Below are 16,226 nucleotides of genomic sequence, written 5' to 3'. Positions count from 1 at the left end.
CCGCCGTAGGAGCAGCCGTACGGCATCGAGGCGCTCCGCTCGCCGACCAGGCGCTCCGCTCACCGTGCCGGCGCACCGGTCGCAGCTCGCGCGGCCCGCCCTCACGGCATCATCGGATAGCTTCCCGTGTTCGTCGGCGCGTGCTCGGGCAGCCACAGGACGGCGACGGCACCCTCGGACGGTATGTGCTCCGGGGCTCCCGCGGGCCGTACGTTGCGGAAGGTCAGCCGGGCGCCCAGGACACGGGCCTGGCCCGCCGCGATGGTCAGGCCGAGCCCGTGGCCGTGCCCGGCGCGGTCGGTGCTGCCGGTGCGGAAGCGGCTCGGCCCCTCGGCGAGCAGGTCCGCGGGGAAGCCGGGGCCGTGGTCGCGGACCCGGATGACCCGGCCCTCGACGGTGACCTGGATCGGCGGCTTGCCGTGCCGGGCAGCGTTGGCGAGCAGGTTGAACAGGACCCGCTCCAGACGGCGTGGATCGGTCGTGACCATCGACTCGTGCACCACCCGCACCTCGATATCCGGGTCCTTGGCCGCCACCCGCCGGGCCACGAACTCGCCCAGCACGATGTCCTGCAACTCGGCCCGCTCCGAGGCGCCGTCGAGACGGGCGACCTCCAGCACATCCTCGACGAGGGTGCGCATGGCCTTCGCCCGGTCCAGGACCAGCTCCGTCGGCCGGCCGGGCGGCAGCAGCTCGGCGGCCGTCAGCAGTCCCGTCACCGGAGTGCGCAGTTCGTGCGCGATGTCGGCGGTGACCCTGCGCTCGGCCTCCAGCCGTTCCTGGAGGGTGTCCGCCATGGCGTCGACCGCGCTCGCGAGGTCGTCGGTCTCGTCGCGCACGACCCCGCCGATGGCGTCCCGTACGCGGACGTCCGACTCTCCCTTGGCGACCTGGTTCGCCGCGGCCGCCGCTTTGCGCAGCCGGCGCGAGAGCTGCCCGCCGATGAGGACGCCGAGCGCGCTGCCGCCGAGGACGACCGCGATCGAGCCGATCACCAGAGCCTGGTCGAGGTCGTTGAGGATGTCCGTGCTGCGGTCGGTGAACCCGGTGTGCAGGGAGAGCACATGCCCGTCCTTGACCGGCACGGCCGCCCAGATGTCCGGCACACCGCCCGCGCGGTCGGAGACGAACGTGGCCCGGCGGCCGTCCCGGACCTTCTCCTCCAACGCCGGCGGCAGGTTCGAGTCGTCGATCTTGATGTTGGGGAAGTTCGGCCGCCCCGACGCCTCGTAGTTGCGCTGGGCGACCTGGACGCGCTCGTCGGCGAGGTCGCGCGCGTTGTCCAGCATGGACACGCGTGCGGCGTTGTGCACGACCAGGCTCAGCGTGATCGCCACCAGCGCGCCGACCAGCGCGATCGCCGCGCTCAGCTTCCATCGCAGACCCGTACGGATGCCGATGCGCTCCGTACGGGCCGGAACCAGGTGCCGGATCATCCCCCGCATACTCCCGCCCCTGCCCCGCTCAGGCCTTCAGCTTGTAGCCGAAGCCGCGGACCGTCTCGATACGGTCCTGTCCGATCTTCGTTCGCAGCCGCTGCACATGGACGTCGACGACCCGGGTGTCGCCGCCCCAGCCGTAGTCCCACACCCGCTCCAGCAGTTTGTCGCGCGAGAGGACCGTGCCCGGAGCGGAGGAGAACTCCAGCAGCAGGCGCATCTCGGTGGGGGTCAGCGCCACCGGCTGTCCGGCCCGGCGCACCTCCATGCCCTCCGTGTCGACCTCCAGGTCGCCGAAGGTCAGCACGCCACCGGCGGCTGAGGCGGCGGGCTCGGTGCGGTCGCCGCCGCCCGCGTGGCCGAAGCGGCGCAGCACGGCGCGGATCCGGGCGACCAGCACGGCGCCGTCGAAGGGCTTGGTCACATAGTCGTCGGCGCCGGCCTCCAGGCCGAGGACGACGTCGATGGAGTCGGCGCGCGCCGACAGCATGATCACCGGCACGGTGGACTCGTCCCGGATGCGCCGGCACAGGCTCACGCCGTCCAGGCCGGGCACCATGACGTCCAAGAGCGCGATGTCGGGGCGGTCGGCACGGAACGCCTCCAGACCCGACAGGCCGTCGGGCATCGCGGTGACCGCGAAGCCGTCCCGCTCCAGGGCGAGCTGGGTGGCTTCGCGGATGACGTCGTCGTCCTCGACGAACAGGACGTGTGTCTGGTCTGCCATCCCGGTGCTCTCAGTTCTCGTATGAGTATGCGATGCGTATGCGTTGTGGTGCGCGGGTCGGCCGTCGGTCTGAGGCCCGTCAGTCCGTGTGCTGCCAGTCTGCGGTCCGTCAAGCTGCCGGTGTCCTGGGTGCCCCTTGAATGGACGCCCGTAGCGCGACGAGCGTTCATTTTTCGCGCGGCCCGCCTCGCCCCACATCCATTGATCGGAACGAGCGGCCCGATCGGTTCACGCTGCCGGAAGATTTTTTCGGCCGGCCGATCCCGGGCAGGTCAGCCGGCCTTCGACGCCATCACCGTCGGTTCTCCGGCGCCGGCGCCGCTGTAGTCGTTGTGCCAGCTGAACTCTTTCATGAAGCGGCCCGCGGCCCAGCGGTAGGTGATCACGTTCTCGCCGGACGGGCTGGAGACCGGGTCGCCCTTCTCGTACACCTGCTTGCTCACCACCAGGTCGCCCCGGTCGATCTCCGCGTAGACCGGGGGATCCTCGGCCTTGAACACGTTCTCATAGCCGTCGTCGTTCTCCCGGTACACATACGAGCCGAGGCCAACGTTGTCGCCGCAGGTGACGACGTTGATGATGAGGTCGTCGCCGGAGCCGCCGGTGAGGTTGCCGTAGGAGACGTCGACCGGGTACTCGTCGCCGACGCAGGGCTTCAGCTCGCGCTTGACCTCTGCCGAGACCGCCGGGTCGTCCTTGATGAGCTGAACGGCCTCCGCCCGGTCGGGGGTGGCGGTGGGGGCGGCCGAAGGCGAGGCCTTGGCGCCCGCCACGGCGTCGGCGTGGGCCGGACCCTCGTCACGGGCACCGGTGCCGCCGGTGGCGCAGGCGGAGACGAAAAGGGCGAGGGCGGCGAGCACGGACATCGCCGTGATCGCCGCCTGGATGGTGCCTCGGGCCGGTGTGGGCCCGGCCTCGGTCAGGCCGCCGCGCAACGCTCCCGCTCCTCACGCTCCAGCGCGCGTGCGTCCAGATCGCGGGCTTCCAGCTCCTCGCGGAGCCGGGCGAGCGCTCGGTGCAGCGTGCTCTTGACCGTTCCCGCCGACATGCCGAGGGCGGCGGCCGTCTCCTCCGTGGACATCTGCTCCCAGTGTCGCAGCACGACGACGCTGCGCTGCTTCGGAGCGAGCACCTTCATCGCGTCCATCAGCAGTGCGCGGTCCGCGTGCTGCTGGGTGGAGTCGTCCACACAGGCGTCCGGGAGCTGCTCGGTGGGGACCTCCTCGAGTTTGCGGGCCCGCCACCACTCGGTCCGCGTGTTGATCATGACCCGGCGCAGGTAGGCGTCCGCGAGCCGCTTGTCCGCGATGCCGTCCCAGCGGCCGTACGTCCGGGCGAGGGCGGTCTGCAGGAGGTCCTGAGCGTCAACCGGGTCCGGGACCAGCCGGCGGGCGCTGCGCAGCAGCGCGTCCTGCCGGGTGCGGACATACTCCTCGAACTCGAGCACCTCGCCCTGCGTCATGGTCAACCGCCTCCGATTCCCCGTTCCGACGGACTGTCCGCCGCCGGTTCACTGCTTCTGGTCTGTAGCCCGCCGTGTCCCTGCCGACTACGCAACTGAAGCTACGGAGGTGTTGTCACGGCGCTGTGCGGAGCAGCCTTCGGCTAGCGCTCAGCTGTCCGTCGGTTGTGTAACGGCGAGAGGTTCGGGGTAAAGGGGCGGGGTGAATGATGTGGATATGGGTCGATTTATCCGGCGAGTGAGTGTGACAAAGGCTTGTCGTCGGCCGTAACGAAGCCGCTTGTCTGTGAAATGACCGTGTGTCAGACCTGTGTGCGAGGCCCGTGTCAGGTCAGCGGCAGGCGGTACAGCCCGCCCGGGAGCGGCTCCACCAGTCCGTCCGCGACGAGGCCGTCGAGCGCACGCGCGCGTTGCACCGGCTCGTGCCACACCCGGTCGAGCGCCGACTGCGACACGGGCGCGTGCGCGGCGCGCAGCACGGCGAGCAGCTTGCCCCTGACCTGACGGTCGGTGCCCGCGTACGTCTGGCCGCGGCGCGGCGGGCCGTCGTGCTCCGGCTTGCCCGCGAGCCGCCAGGCGCACCGCGCGGCGATCGGGCAGCGCCCGCAGGTCTCGTTCTTCGCCGTGCAGACGAGCGCCCCGAGCTCCATGGACGCGGCGGCCCAGCGCGCGGCGGTCGGCTCGTCGTCGGGCAGCAGGGCACGGGCCAGCTTGCGCTCGGCGGCCGTCGTGGCGTTGGGCGGGTACTGCACGCCCGTGACGGCTCGCGCGAAGACCCGGCGGACGTTGGTGTCCAGGACGGCGTGCCGCTGCCCGTACGCGAAGGAGGCGACGGCCGCGGCCGTGTACTCGCCGATGCCGGGCAGCGCGAGGAGTTGCGCGTGGTCCGACGGTACGTCGCCGCCGTGCCGTTCCGTTATCGCCACCGCGGCGCCGTGCAGCCGCAGGGCGCGGCGCGGGTAGCCGAGCCGCCCCCACGCGCGTACGGCCTCGCCGGGCGCGTCGGCGGCCAGGTCGGCGGGGCGCGGCCAGCGGGCGAGCCACTGCTCGTAGACCGGCAGGACGCGGCTGACCGGCGTCTGCTGGAGCATGAACTCGCTGACCATCACACCCCACGCACCGGCCTCTGGGCGCCGCCAGGGCAGGTCGCGGGCGTTGTCGTCGAACCAGTCGATCACCGGGGAGTGCAGGTCCGCTCCGGGGGCGTCGGCGTCGGCGTCGGCGCGGGCGGGGCTGCTGTGCGGGGGCTTCGTGGGCGCAGTCATGGCCCTTCCGATCCTGCCATGTGCACCGGGGCACGCGCGCGTACCGCCACTCGCCCGGGCCGGGCGCCGGGAGGGAGGCACGCGCGCGTGCCGTAGCCATGGCCAGAGGTGTGACGGTGCGATCGCCAAGGGGGGCCGGGCGCACGGGACGAAGTCGGGTGGGGGGCCGTGGTTTCCGGGATGATGATCCGGAAAAGTTGTCGTCGCGGCGGCGGGTGGGGCCAGCGAACGCGTCGATCTCTCGTACAGTTTGCGCCGTGGGATCTCTGCGCAATCCGGTCGGGCCGCTTCCCTCCTCCATCTACTGGCGTCGGAGGGTCGTACTGCTGTCCGTGTTCGCCCTGTTGGCGCTGCTGATCCTGTGGATGGTCACGTCGGGCGGTGGCGGCGGCAAGAACGGCGCCGACGGGGGCGGCGGCAAGAATCCCGCGTCCTCCATCACGCCGGGGCCCTCCGGATCCGGGCCTGCGATCAGCCAAAACCCGGGCGGGCGCGACGAGTCGAGCGAAGGCACCACCAGCGGGACCGGCTCGGGATCGGACGCGGGCTCCGGGGGCGGCGCCGGCTCCGGTGGCTCGGACGGCGGCTCGGCGGGCTCCGGTGCCGACGACGACGGCGCCAACGGCGACGGCTCCAACGGCAGCGGCGGGGCCGGCGGCGGCAGCGGTACGGCGACGACGCTGCCGGCCGGGACGACACTGCCCAACTGCACCGCCGGCGTGGTCACGTTGAGCCTGCGCAGCGTCCAGAACGTGTACTCGCCGGACCGGACGCCCACGTTCCAGCTGATCGCGAAGAACAGCTCAGGAAGTGACTGCAAGGTCGATCTCGGCCCGAAGACCGCGGTGTTGACGATCACCAAGGCGGGCGCCGACGACGACTACTGGTCGTCCGCGGACTGCCCCAAGGCGTCCGGGAGCCTGCTGTACCGGGTGCCGGCCGGGGACAGCTTCACGTACACCCTGAAGTGGGACCGCAAGCCGAGCGCCCCGGAGTGCGCGACGCCTCCGGCGGGCACGGCCGGAGCGGGGACGTACCTGGTGGAGGCCAAGGCTCCGGGGTTCGCGAAGGCACAGACGTCGTTCGTGCTGAAGGACGACTAGACCAGACGACGAGAGCTGACGCCTGGATAGAGCTGACGCCTGGATACGGCTGGACCGACCTAGACGTACCGCTCCAGGATCGACGACTCCGCCAGGCGTGACAGGCCCTCGCGGACGCTGCGCGCCCTCGCCTCGCCCACGCCGTCCACCGTCTGGAGGTCGTCGACGCTGGCGGCGAGGAGCTTCTGCAGGCTGCCGAAGTGCTCCACCAGGCGGTCGATGATCGCGCCGGGCAGGCGCGGCACCTTCGCCAGGAGCCGGAAACCGCGCGGGGAGACCGCCGAGTCGAGGGCCTCGGGGGAGCCGGTGTAGCCCAACGCGCGGGCCACCGTGGACAGTTCGAGGAGCTCGGCGTGGGTGAGGGCGTCCAGCTCGTACAGCGCCTCGTCGACCGTGCGGGAGCGCTTGGCGGTGGGCTCGGGCACGTAGTCCCGGACCACCAGCTCGCGCTCCGGTTCCACGCCCGCGATCAACTCGTCGAGCTGGAGGGCGAGCAGACGCCCGTCCGTGCCCAGTTCGACCACGTATTCGGCGATTTCGGTGGCGATGCGACGGACCATCTCCAGGCGCTGGGCCACCGCGGAGACGTCCCGGACCGTCACCAGGTCCTCGATCTCCAGCGCTGACAACGTTCCCGCGACCTCGTCCAGCCGGAGCTTGTAGCGCTCCAGGGTCGCCAGGGCCTGGTTCGCGCGGGACAGGATCGCCGCGGAGTCCTCCAGGACGCGGCGCTGGCCGTCGACGTACAGGGCGATCAGGCGCATGGACTGGGAGACCGAGACGACCGGGAAGCCGACCTGCTTGCTGACCCGGTCCGCCGTGCGGTGCCGGGTGCCTGTCTCCTCCGTGGGGATAGTGGGGTCCGGCACCAGCTGGACGCCGGCCCGGAGGATCTTCGACAGGTCGGAGGAGACCACGATGCCGCCGTCGAGCTTGCACAGCTCACGCAGGCGCGTCGCCGCGAACTCCACGTCCAGGATGAAGCCGCCGGTGCACATCGCCTCGACCGTCTTGTCGGAGCCCAGCACGATGAGTCCGCCGGTGTTGCCGCGCAGCACCCGTTCCAGGCCGTCGCGCAGGGCTGTGCCGGGGGCGACCGCGCTCAGCGCGGCGCGCATCAGGCCGTCGGCACCGGAACTCCCACCGGACTTTCCGGGAGCTGCCGCCCGGTCGTTGGCTGCCACTGCACTCCTCCGGTCACAGGGTCTGGGGGTTCCCGTTTCGCGCACTCGTTTCGTACGGACGGGCGAGACCTGGGCAAAGTCTACCGGCGGTCCTCCGCCTCCCGTGGGGCCTCTCGGCGACGTGAGCGCGGCAGGACCCGCAGAGCGTCCCCCATGTCGGCGACTTCCAGGACCTTCATACCCGCCGGGATCTTGCCGGGATCGCCCGGCACGAGCGCGTGCGTGAAGCCCAGACGGTGGGCCTCCGCGAGTCTGCGCTGCACGCCCGTGACCCGTCTGACCTCGCCCGCGAGGCCCACCTCACCGATCGCGACGAGGTTCTTTGGCAGCGGGGTGTCGCTCGCGGCGGAGGCCAGGGCGAGGGCGATCGCGAGGTCGGCCGCGGGCTCCGAGAGCTTCACTCCGCCGACCGTCGCCGAGTAGATGTCCCGCTTGCCGAGCGCGCTGATCCGGCCCCGCTGCTCCAGGACGGCCAGCATCATCGAGACCCGGGACGTCTCCAGACCGGACGTCGTACGGCGGGGCGAGGGGATCTGGGAGTCGACGGTGAGGGCCTGCACCTCGGCGACCAGGGGGCGACGGCCCTCCAGCGTGACCGTCAGACATGTCCCCGGGACCGGTTCGTCACGCCGGGTCAGGAAGAGCCCGCTGGGGTCGGCGAGGCCCGTGATGCCCTCGTCGTGCAGTTCGAAGCAGCCGACCTCGTCGGTGGCGCCGTAGCGGTTCTTGACGCCCCGCACCAGACGCAGGCGCGCGTGCCGGTCGCCCTCGAAGCTCAGCACGACGTCCACGAGGTGTTCGAGGAGGCGGGGGCCGGCGATCGAGCCGTCCTTCGTGACATGGCCCACCAGGAGCGTGGACATGCCGCGCTCCTTGGAGGCGCGGATCAGGGCGCCCGCGACCTCGCGGACCTGGGCCATGCCACCGGGCGCCCCGTCGATCTCCGGGGAGGCCACGGTCTGTACGGAGTCCATGACCAGCAGGGACGGCTTCACCGCGTCCAGGTGGCCGAGGACCGCCGCCAGGTCCGTCTCGGCGGCGAGGTAGAGGTGGTCGTCGATGGCGCCGATGCGGTCGGCGCGCAGGCGGACCTGGGAGGCCGACTCCTCACCGGTCACATACAGGGTGCGGTGTTCGTCGCTCGCCGACTTGGCCGCCACGTCCAGCAGGAGGGTCGACTTGCCGACGCCCGGCTCGCCGGCCAGCAGCACGACCGCGCCGGGCACGAGACCGCCGCCGAGGACGCGGTCCAACTCGGGCACGCCGGTGGGGCGGGCGGTGGCCTGACGGCCGTCGACCTCGCCGATGGGCACGGCGGAGGTGGTGACGCGGCCCGGCGCCGTCGTACGGACCGCGGGCGCGCCGTACTCCTCGACCGTCCCCCAGGCCTGGCACTCGGGGCAGCGGCCGAGCCACTTGGCCGTCTGCCAGCCGCATTCGGTGCAGCGGTAGGACGGACGGTCCTTGGTGGTCTTCGTACGGGCAGCCATGGGGAAACCGTAGCCGCCGCCACTGACAGCCGGACGTGCCTGTGGACAACCGGGCTCCCCGGAGGCCCGCAATCTGCTGAATCGGCCACGCCCTGTCACGAACGAGCCACGGTTGCTCTCTTCGCTGTCCCCTTATGAGGGATCGTTTCACCCATACGGATTAAAAGGACTCAAGGGACAAGAAGACCTAGTTCCGCGCCGCCTACGGTCGCACGGGTGATGAGCAGCAGCCCGGAAATCTCGACCCGCACGACCGGCGCGCACCGGGCGCACCGCGAGGCGCGCGACGCCGCTGCGGCGCGCACACTCGCGCAGCGGCCGCCCGCGCGCTACGAGCCGTACCTGGACGGCCTGTTCACCTACTGCCTGTCCGTTCTGTGCGACCACGACGCGGCCACCGCCGCCCTCGGTGACGTCATCACGTTCGCCGAGCGGCGCGGCCAGCGTGGTCCGACCGCCGCGGGCGACCGCCGGGCCTGGCTGTACGCGCTGGCCCGCTGGGCCTGCCTGCGTAAGCTCACCGAGGCCAAGCAGAAACGTCAGGGCACGCACGCGGCGGCCCGCAACGGCACCCGACGGCCGCCGGGCGCGAAGCCCGCCGCAGCCCCGGATTCCGCCTCCTCCGCCGATCCTGCCGATCCTGCCGACCCCGCCGATCCTGCCGACTCCACCGATCCCGACGAGGACCAGGAGCGACGGCGGCGGGAACTCGCCCTGCTGGCCTGGCCGGAGGCGGCCGGCACCACCCCCGAGCAGCGTGAGGCGCTCGAACTCGCGGTACGGCACCACCTGGCCGCCCACGAGATCGCCGCCGTCCTCGGCAAGGACCTCGCCGCCGCCCGCGAACTGCTCTCCGCCGCCGCCTGCGAGGTCGAGCGCACGCGCGCGGCGCTCGCCGTCGTCGAGACCGGCAGCTGTCCCGGTGTGTCCCGCCTCACAGGCGAGAACCAGGTCGTGCTCAGCGCCGCCCTGCGCCGTGAACTCGTCCGGCACGTCGACGACTGCCCGCGCTGCCGTCGCGTCGCCGAACGCGCCGTCCCCGGCCGTTGGCCCGGCGCCGGTGTCACCCCCGCCGAGCTGCCCGTCCTGGAGGCGCCGCGCGCACGGCTGCACGTCGCCCTGGCGCACCCCCCGCGCGCGCGGGGCACCGCCGCGCCGCGCTACGACCGGCGCGGGTTCCCGATGGACCCCAAGGACCGCGCCGCCCGTCGGGAGCGCCTACGCGCGCGTGCCGTCACCACGACCGTGGTCGCCACCGTCGTCGCCGCGCCCGTGCTCGCCCTGTGGGCGGCCTACCGGAGCACGCCGACGGGGGACGCCGAGGGCCGCTCCGTCAGCGCCGGCGAGGCGCACGGCCCCGAGGGACTCGCGGGTGAGACGGCCGGCGGTTACGAGAACGCCGGAAACGCCAGCACGCGCCCCGGCGCCGGCTCCCTCAAGGACGACGGACCGGACGTCTCCGTGGAGGTCATCAGCGTCACGGGACTCGGCCGGAGCGCCTCCGGCCGGCTCTCCGTGACGGCGGTCACCAGCGGCGACATCACCCTCGTCACCCTCACCGCACCCCCGGACGGCGACGGCCCGGTCCGCTGGTCGGCGGCCACACCGGCCTCCTGGCTCTATCTGAGCCGCTCCACGGGCGCCCTTAGGCCCGGCGAGTCGGTGACGATCAAGGTGTACGTCGACCCCCTGCGGGAGCCCTCCGGGCGCTGGCACGCGCGCGTGGCGATCGCCCCGGCGGGCGCCGTCGTCTCCATCGAGGGCTACGGCACGGCCCCCGGCCCCCCGGTGCCCGGCGAGGGCCCGGCCCCGCGTCCCGGCAACCCGCCCGCGTCGTCGGACCCGCAACCGACCCCCACACCCCCGCCTTCGCCGGACCCCACGCCCACCGACCCGCCCTCGTCCTCCGCCCCGGACCCCACCCCGACCCCCACCACCCCGACCCCGTCCACCCCGGAATCCTCGCCACCGCCGCCCGCCGACCCCAGCACCCCGGCCCCGTCGACGTCGTAGCCGTAGCCGTAGCCGCAGCCGCAGGCGTCCCGGGCCGTGGGCCGTGCCCGAGCCGGGTGGTCCCTCGAAGCGATCCGCAAGGACCTCAGGCGGTCGGGTCCGCCGGATGCGGCGCCAGGAGCGGCAGCTGCGAGGCCAGCCGCTCCTCGCACAGCTCGGCCAGGCGGTCGTAGCCGGCCTTGCCCATCAGCTCGGTCAGCTCCGGGCGGTAGGACACGTACACCGGGTCGCCCGCGCCGTGCGCCGAGGTCGCCGACGTGCACCACCAGTGCAGGTCGTGGCCGCCCGGACCCCAGCCCCGCCGGTCGTACTCGCCGATCGACACCTGCAGCACGCGGGTGTCGTCGGGCCGGTCGATCCAGTCGTAGGTGCGCCGCACGGGAAGCTGCCAGCAGACGTCCGGCTTGGTCTCCAGCGGCTCGCGGCCCTCCTTGACGGCCAGGATGTGCAGCGAGCAGCCCGCGCCGCCCGCGAAGCCCGGACGGTTCTGGAAGATGCACGAGCCGTTGAACGGACGGGTCTGGCGGGAGCCCTCGTCGTCCTCCGAGATCCAGCCGCCCCGGGTGCCCTCGTCGTGGTGCTGCCAGATCTCGGGCGTGAGCCTCGCCACATGCTCGGCGACGCGCTTCTCGTCGTCCTCGTCGGAGAAGTGGGCGCCCAGCGTGCAGCACCCGTCGTCCGCGCGGCCCGCCTGGATGCCCTGACAGCCGCTGCCGAAGATGCAGTTCCAGCGAGAGGTCAGCCATGTCAGATCGCAGCGGAAGACCTGCTCGTCGTCCGCCGGATCAGGGAACTCCACCCACGCCCGCGCGAAGTCGAGGCCCTTCTCGTCCGCTGCCAGGGCCTTCTTGGACTTCTTCGGTGACTTCAGCGGCTTCGCCTGCGAAGAACCGCCGGTGGATTTGTCGGCCTTCGCCTTGTTCGTCTTTGGCACTCGTCCAGGGTAAGTCGCCAGGAGCCGCTTCGGGGACGGTCCACGGCCTCGCGGGCAGTAGCGTTCCCTACATGAGACTCGGTGTCCTCGACGTGGGATCGAACACGGTGCATCTGCTGGTGGTGGACGCACACCCGGGCGCGTGCCCCCTGCCCGCGCACTCGCACAAGGCCGAACTACGCCTTGCCCAACTCCTCGACGGGGACGGCGCGATCGGCCCCGAGGGCGTCGACAAACTGATCACGGTCGTCCACGAGTCGCTCCAGGCCGCCGAGGACAAGGGCGTCGAGGACCTGCTGCCGTTCGCGACCTCCGCCGTGCGCGAGGCCAGCAACGCCGACGACGTCCTCGCGCGCGTGCAGGCCGAGACGGGCGTCGAGCTGCAGGTTCTCTCCGGCGCCGAGGAGGCCCGGCTCACCTTCCTCGCCGCCCGCCGCTGGTTCGGCTGGTCGGCCGGAAAGCTGCTGGTCCTGGACATCGGCGGCGGCTCCCTGGAGATCGCCTACGGCATCGACGAGGAGCCCGACGCGGCCGTCTCGCTGCCGCTCGGCGCCGGCCGGCTCACCGCCGGCTGGCTGCCCGGCGATCCGCCCGACCCCGAGGACATACGGTCACTGCGCCGACACGCCCGCGCGCAGATCGCCCGCACGGTGGGGGAGTTCAGCCGGTTCGGCACCCCCGACCACGTCGTCGCCACATCGAAGACGTTCCGGCAGCTCGCCCGCATCGCCGGCGCCGCCCGCTCGGCCGACGGCCCCTACACCCAGCGCCAGCTCAAGCGCGAGTCCCTGGAGGCCTGGGTGCCCCGCCTGGCCGCGATGACCACGGCCCAGCGCGCAGCCCTCCCGGGCGTCTCGGAAGGCCGCGCCAACCAGCTCCTCGCGGGCGCGCTGGTCGCCGAAGGCGCGATGGATCTCTTCGGCGTCGAGACGCTGGAGATATGCCCGTGGGCGCTCAGAGAGGGCGTCATTCTGCGCAGACTCGATCACATGGGTTCGCTTTAGTCGCGTACAGGGGCACGGGCGGGTGCGCGAGCCATCACCCTCCACGCGTACCTGCCCGTGGCGTACCCCACAACGGCGAGCAGGCACCCCGCACCGGGGCAACGACACCCCGTAACCTGTCCCCCATGGCAGAGCCAGTCGTGCGGATCCCGGATGCGAAGATCGCCCTGTCGACTGCCTCGGTCTACCCGGAGTCGACGGCGACGGCCTTCGAGATCGCCGCACGCCTCGGGTACGACGGCGTCGAGGTCATGGTCTGGAACGACCCCGTCAGCCAGGACATCGACGCGCTGCGCAGGCTCAGCGACTACCACCGGATCCCGATCCTCGCCGTCCACGCCCCCTGCCTGCTCATCACGCAGCGGGTGTGGTCGACGGACCCGTGGACCAAGCTCCAGCGGGCCCGCGCGGCGGCGGAGAAGCTCGGCGCGAGCACGGTCGTCGTCCATCCGCCGTTCCGCTGGCAGCGCCAGTACGCGCGCGACTTCGTCACGGGCATCTGGCGGATGGCCGACGAGACGGACGTACGGTTCGCCGTCGAGAACATGTACCCGTGGCGCTACCGCGACCGCGAGATGCTCGCGTACGCACCGGACTGGGACGTCACGAAGGACGACTACCGGCACTTCACGATCGACCTCAGCCACGCCTCGACGGCCCGCGCGGACGCGATGCAGATGATCGACCGCATGGCCGACCGCCTGGGCCACGTCCACCTCGCCGACGGAAACGGGTCGGCGAAGGACGAGCACCTCGTCCCCGGCCGCGGCTCCCAGCCCTGCGCCGAACTGCTGGAGCGGCTCGCGCTGACCGGCTTCGACGGCCACGTCGTCATCGAGGTCAACACCCGGCGCGCGATGTCCGGCGCCGAACGTGAGGCCGACCTCGCGGAGGCCCTGGCCTTCACCCGCCTGCACCTGGCCTCGGCCACGTCCACCCCCTCGGCGCCCCGCCGATGACCGGCGTCGGCGCCCGCAGACGCGGCCGCCCCCCTCGTACGGAGTCGGCGGACACCCGCGACCGCATCCTGACGGCCGCCCGCGAGGAGTTCTCCGAGCGGGGCTACGAGAAGACGTCCGTCCGCGGCATCGCGAAGGCGGCCGGTGTGGACCCGGCGCTGGTGCACCACTACTTCGGCACCAAGGAGCAGGTCTTCGAGGCGGCCGTCGAGGTCGCCTTCGCACCCGCGCTGAGCGCACCGGAAGCGGTCGCCGACGGCCCGTTGGACCAGGTCGGGGAGCGGTTCGCCCGCTTCGTCTTCGGCGTGTGGGAGAACCCCACCACCCGCAAGCCGCTGCTGGCGATCCTCCGCTCCGCCGTGAACAACGACACCGCGGCCGCCGTCTTCCGCCGTCTGGTCGCCTCGCAGCTGCTGCGCCGGCTCGCCGCCCAGCTCGACTTGCCGGACGCCGAACTGCGCGCCGAACTGGCGGCGGCACAGCTGGTGGGCTGCGCCATGTTGCGGTACGTGGTCAAGCTGGAGCCGCTGGCCTCGGCGGACCTGGAACAGATCATCGCGCGCGTGGCACCCGTCGTACAGGTACACCTCACGGCCCCCTGAGCGCGCCGGGTCATACCTGAGGACGAGACATGCGTCCCGCATTCCGGACACCTTGTCCCGCCCCCTGGATGACCGGCGTACGCTCGTTAGCAGCCCTATCTGTCTGATAGCAGCCCTAGCAGTCACAAGGAGCGAGCGACGATGCCCGAGCTGAGGTCCCGCACAGTCACCCACGGTCGCAACATGGCGGGCGCACGCGCCCTTATGCGCGCCTCCGGTGTACCCGGTGCGGACATCGGCCGGAAGCCGATCATCGCGGTGGCGAACAGCTTCACCGAGTTCGTGCCCGGGCACACGCACCTCCAGCCGGTCGGCCGGATCGTCAGCGAGGCGATCACCGAGGCCGGCGGCATCCCGCGCGAGTTCAACACCATCGCCGTCGACGACGGCATCGCGATGGGCCACGGCGGCATGCTGTACAGCCTCCCCTCCCGCGACCTGATCGCGGACTCGGTCGAGTACATGGTCGAGGCGCACTGCGCGGACGCGCTGATCTGCATCTCCAACTGCGACAAGATCACCCCGGGGATGCTGAACGCGGCCCTGCGGCTGAACATCCCGACCGTCTTCGTCTCCGGCGGCCCGATGGAGTCCGGCCGCGCCACGCTCGTCGACGGCACGGTCCGCACGCTCGACCTGGTCGACGCGATCTCCGACGCCGTCAACGACAAGATCTCCGACGAGGACATCCTCCGTATCGAGGAGAACGCCTGTCCGACCTGCGGCAGCTGTTCCGGCATGTTCACCGCCAACTCGATGAACTGCCTGACCGAGGCCATCGGCCTCTCCCTCCCCGGCAACGGCTCGGTCCTGGCCACCCACACGGCCCGCAAGCAGCTGTACGTCGACGCCGCGCGTACGGTCATGGACATCACCCGCCGCTACTACGAGCAGGACGACGAGACGGTCCTGCCGCGCAACGTGGCGACCTTCGCGGCCTTCCAGAACGCGATGGCCCTCGACATCGCGATGGGCGGCTCCACCAACACGATCCTGCACCTCCTGGCCGCCGCCCAGGAGGCGGGCGTCCCGTTCGGCCTGGAGGAGATCAACGAGGTCTCGCGCCGCGTGCCCTGCCTCGCGAAGGTCGCGCCGAACGTCGCGAAGGACCGCACGTACTACATGGAGGACGTGCACCGCGCCGGCGGCATCCCCGCCCTCCTCGGCGAACTGCACCGCGCGGGTCTGCTCAACGAGGACGTGCACGCCGTCCACAGCCCGTCCCTGGGGGACTGGCTGAAGACGTGGGACGTCCGCGCCGGCTCGCCGTCCCCCGAGGCCCTGGAACTCTGGCACGCGGCCCCCGGCTGCGTCCGCTCCGCCGAGGCCTTCTCCCAGTCCGAGCGCTGGGAGGCCCTGGACGAGGACGCCGAGGGCGGCTGCATCCGGTCCGCCGAGCACGCCTACAGCAAGGACGGCGGCCTCGCCGTCCTGCGCGGCAACCTCGCCGTCGACGGCTGCGTCGTCAAGACGGCCGGCGTGGACGAGTCGATCTGGAGCTTCGAGGGCCCGGCCGTCGTCTGCGAGTCGCAGGAGGAGGCCGTCGAGAAGATCCTCAACAAGCAGGTGACACACGGCGACGTCGTCGTCATCCGCTACGAGGGCCCCAAGGGCGGCCCGGGCATGCAGGAGATGCTCTACCCGACGTCCTTCCTCAAGGGCCGCGGCCTCGGCAAGACCTGCGCCCTGATCACCGACGGCCGCTTCTCCGGCGGAACCTCGGGCCTGTCGATCGGCCACGCCTCCCCCGAGGCGGCCTCCGGCGGCACCATCGCGCTCGTCGAGGACGGCGACCGCATCCGCATCGACATCCCGAACCGCACCATCGAGCTCCTCGTCGACGACGCCGAGCTGGCGCGCCGCGAGGCCGCCCTCGACGGCGTGTACGCCCCGAAGAACCGCGAGCGCAAGGTGTCCGCAGCCCTGCGCGCCTACGCCGCGATGGCGACGAGCGCCGACAAGGGCGCCGTGCGGGACGTGTCGAAGCTGGGCTGACACCCATCAGCGCGTGACCGGGGGCCGCTTCCCAGGGAGGCGGCCCCCG

General features: G+C 72.1%; 14 protein-coding genes. 6 read left to right on the top strand and 8 right to left on the bottom strand.

Annotated elements, in window-relative coordinates:
• Positions 1-101: 101 nt before the first annotated feature.
• The 5 genes from cseC to B5557_RS19430 form a co-directional block, all read right to left on the bottom strand.
• On the bottom strand, positions 102-1,445 hold the full coding sequence (gene cseC / locus B5557_RS19450) for a two-component system sensor histidine kinase CseC (RefSeq protein ID WP_079660667.1): 1,344 nt from the start codon (positions 1,443-1,445) through the stop codon (positions 102-104).
• Between the two features lie 19 nt (positions 1,446-1,464).
• Complete coding sequence (gene cseB / locus B5557_RS19445; protein WP_079660666.1) at positions 1,465-2,166, bottom strand: two-component system response regulator CseB; 702 nt, start codon at positions 2,164-2,166, stop codon at positions 1,465-1,467.
• Between the two features lie 272 nt (positions 2,167-2,438).
• Positions 2,439-3,101, bottom strand: coding sequence for a hypothetical protein (locus tag B5557_RS19440; protein WP_079660665.1), 663 nt, complete (start codon positions 3,099-3,101; stop codon positions 2,439-2,441).
• Entirely contained in the window at positions 3,086-3,628 is a 543-nt protein-coding gene (locus tag B5557_RS19435) for a SigE family RNA polymerase sigma factor (RefSeq protein ID WP_079660664.1), read from the bottom strand. The genes B5557_RS19440 and B5557_RS19435 overlap by 16 nt, the downstream gene beginning before the upstream one ends.
• Before the next feature lie 326 nt (positions 3,629-3,954).
• Complete coding sequence (locus tag B5557_RS19430) at positions 3,955-4,893, bottom strand: A/G-specific adenine glycosylase (RefSeq protein ID WP_079660663.1); 939 nt, start codon at positions 4,891-4,893, stop codon at positions 3,955-3,957.
• Between the two features lie 257 nt (positions 4,894-5,150).
• On the opposite strand from B5557_RS19430, the gene B5557_RS19425 reads away from it, so the two are divergent.
• Positions 5,151-5,996, top strand: a complete 846-nt coding sequence (locus tag B5557_RS19425) for a hypothetical protein (protein WP_079660662.1) — start codon at positions 5,151-5,153, stop codon at positions 5,994-5,996.
• Positions 5,997-6,055: 59 nt separating this feature from the next.
• Here B5557_RS19425 and disA read toward each other — a convergent pair whose 3' ends face one another.
• Positions 6,056-7,180 carry a DNA integrity scanning diadenylate cyclase DisA gene (disA, locus tag B5557_RS19420; protein ID WP_079660661.1) on the bottom strand — a complete coding sequence of 375 codons (1,125 nt, stop codon included), beginning with the start codon at positions 7,178-7,180 and terminating at the stop codon, positions 6,056-6,058.
• An 80-nt stretch (positions 7,181-7,260) separates the two neighbouring features.
• Complete coding sequence (gene radA, locus B5557_RS19415; protein ID WP_079660660.1) at positions 7,261-8,670, bottom strand: DNA repair protein RadA; 1,410 nt, start codon at positions 8,668-8,670, stop codon at positions 7,261-7,263.
• Positions 8,671-8,889: 219 nt separating this feature from the next.
• Between radA and B5557_RS19410 the strand changes: the two genes are divergently transcribed.
• Positions 8,890-10,683, top strand: a complete 1,794-nt coding sequence (locus B5557_RS19410) for a hypothetical protein (protein ID WP_079660659.1) — start codon at positions 8,890-8,892, stop codon at positions 10,681-10,683.
• 85 nt (positions 10,684-10,768) lie between these two features.
• On the opposite strand, the gene B5557_RS19405 is transcribed toward B5557_RS19410, so the two are convergent.
• Positions 10,769-11,617 (bottom strand): hypothetical protein, encoded by an 849-nt coding sequence (locus B5557_RS19405; protein ID WP_079660658.1) that lies wholly within the window; start codon positions 11,615-11,617, stop codon positions 10,769-10,771.
• Between the two features lie 71 nt (positions 11,618-11,688).
• Between B5557_RS19405 and B5557_RS19400 the strand changes: the two genes are divergently transcribed.
• The 4 genes from B5557_RS19400 (at position 11,689) to ilvD (ending at position 16,177) form a co-directional block, all read left to right on the top strand.
• Entirely contained in the window at positions 11,689-12,621 is a 933-nt protein-coding gene (locus tag B5557_RS19400) for a Ppx/GppA phosphatase family protein (protein ID WP_079660657.1), read from the top strand.
• A 125-nt stretch (positions 12,622-12,746) separates the two neighbouring features.
• Positions 12,747-13,580, top strand: a complete 834-nt coding sequence (locus B5557_RS19395; RefSeq protein ID WP_079660656.1) for a sugar phosphate isomerase/epimerase family protein — start codon at positions 12,747-12,749, stop codon at positions 13,578-13,580.
• The gene (locus tag B5557_RS19390) at positions 13,577-14,182 is read left to right on the top strand and encodes a TetR/AcrR family transcriptional regulator (RefSeq protein WP_079660655.1); all 606 of its coding nucleotides are present in this window, start codon (positions 13,577-13,579) and stop codon (positions 14,180-14,182) included. Before B5557_RS19395 ends, B5557_RS19390 begins: the two co-directional genes overlap by 4 nt.
• 141 nt (positions 14,183-14,323) lie before the next feature.
• Positions 14,324-16,177 carry a dihydroxy-acid dehydratase gene (gene ilvD, locus B5557_RS19385; protein ID WP_079660654.1) on the top strand — a complete coding sequence of 618 codons (1,854 nt, stop codon included), beginning with the start codon at positions 14,324-14,326 and terminating at the stop codon, positions 16,175-16,177.
• Positions 16,178-16,226 lie beyond the last annotated feature (49 nt).

This window comes from Streptomyces sp. 3214.6, from assembly GCF_900129855.1.
In the GTDB taxonomy this organism is placed as follows: Bacteria; Actinomycetota; Actinomycetes; order Streptomycetales; family Streptomycetaceae; genus Streptomyces; species Streptomyces soliscabiei.
Note: the sequence above shows the minus strand (reverse complement) of the source record. Positions and strands in the feature narration are given on the sequence as shown.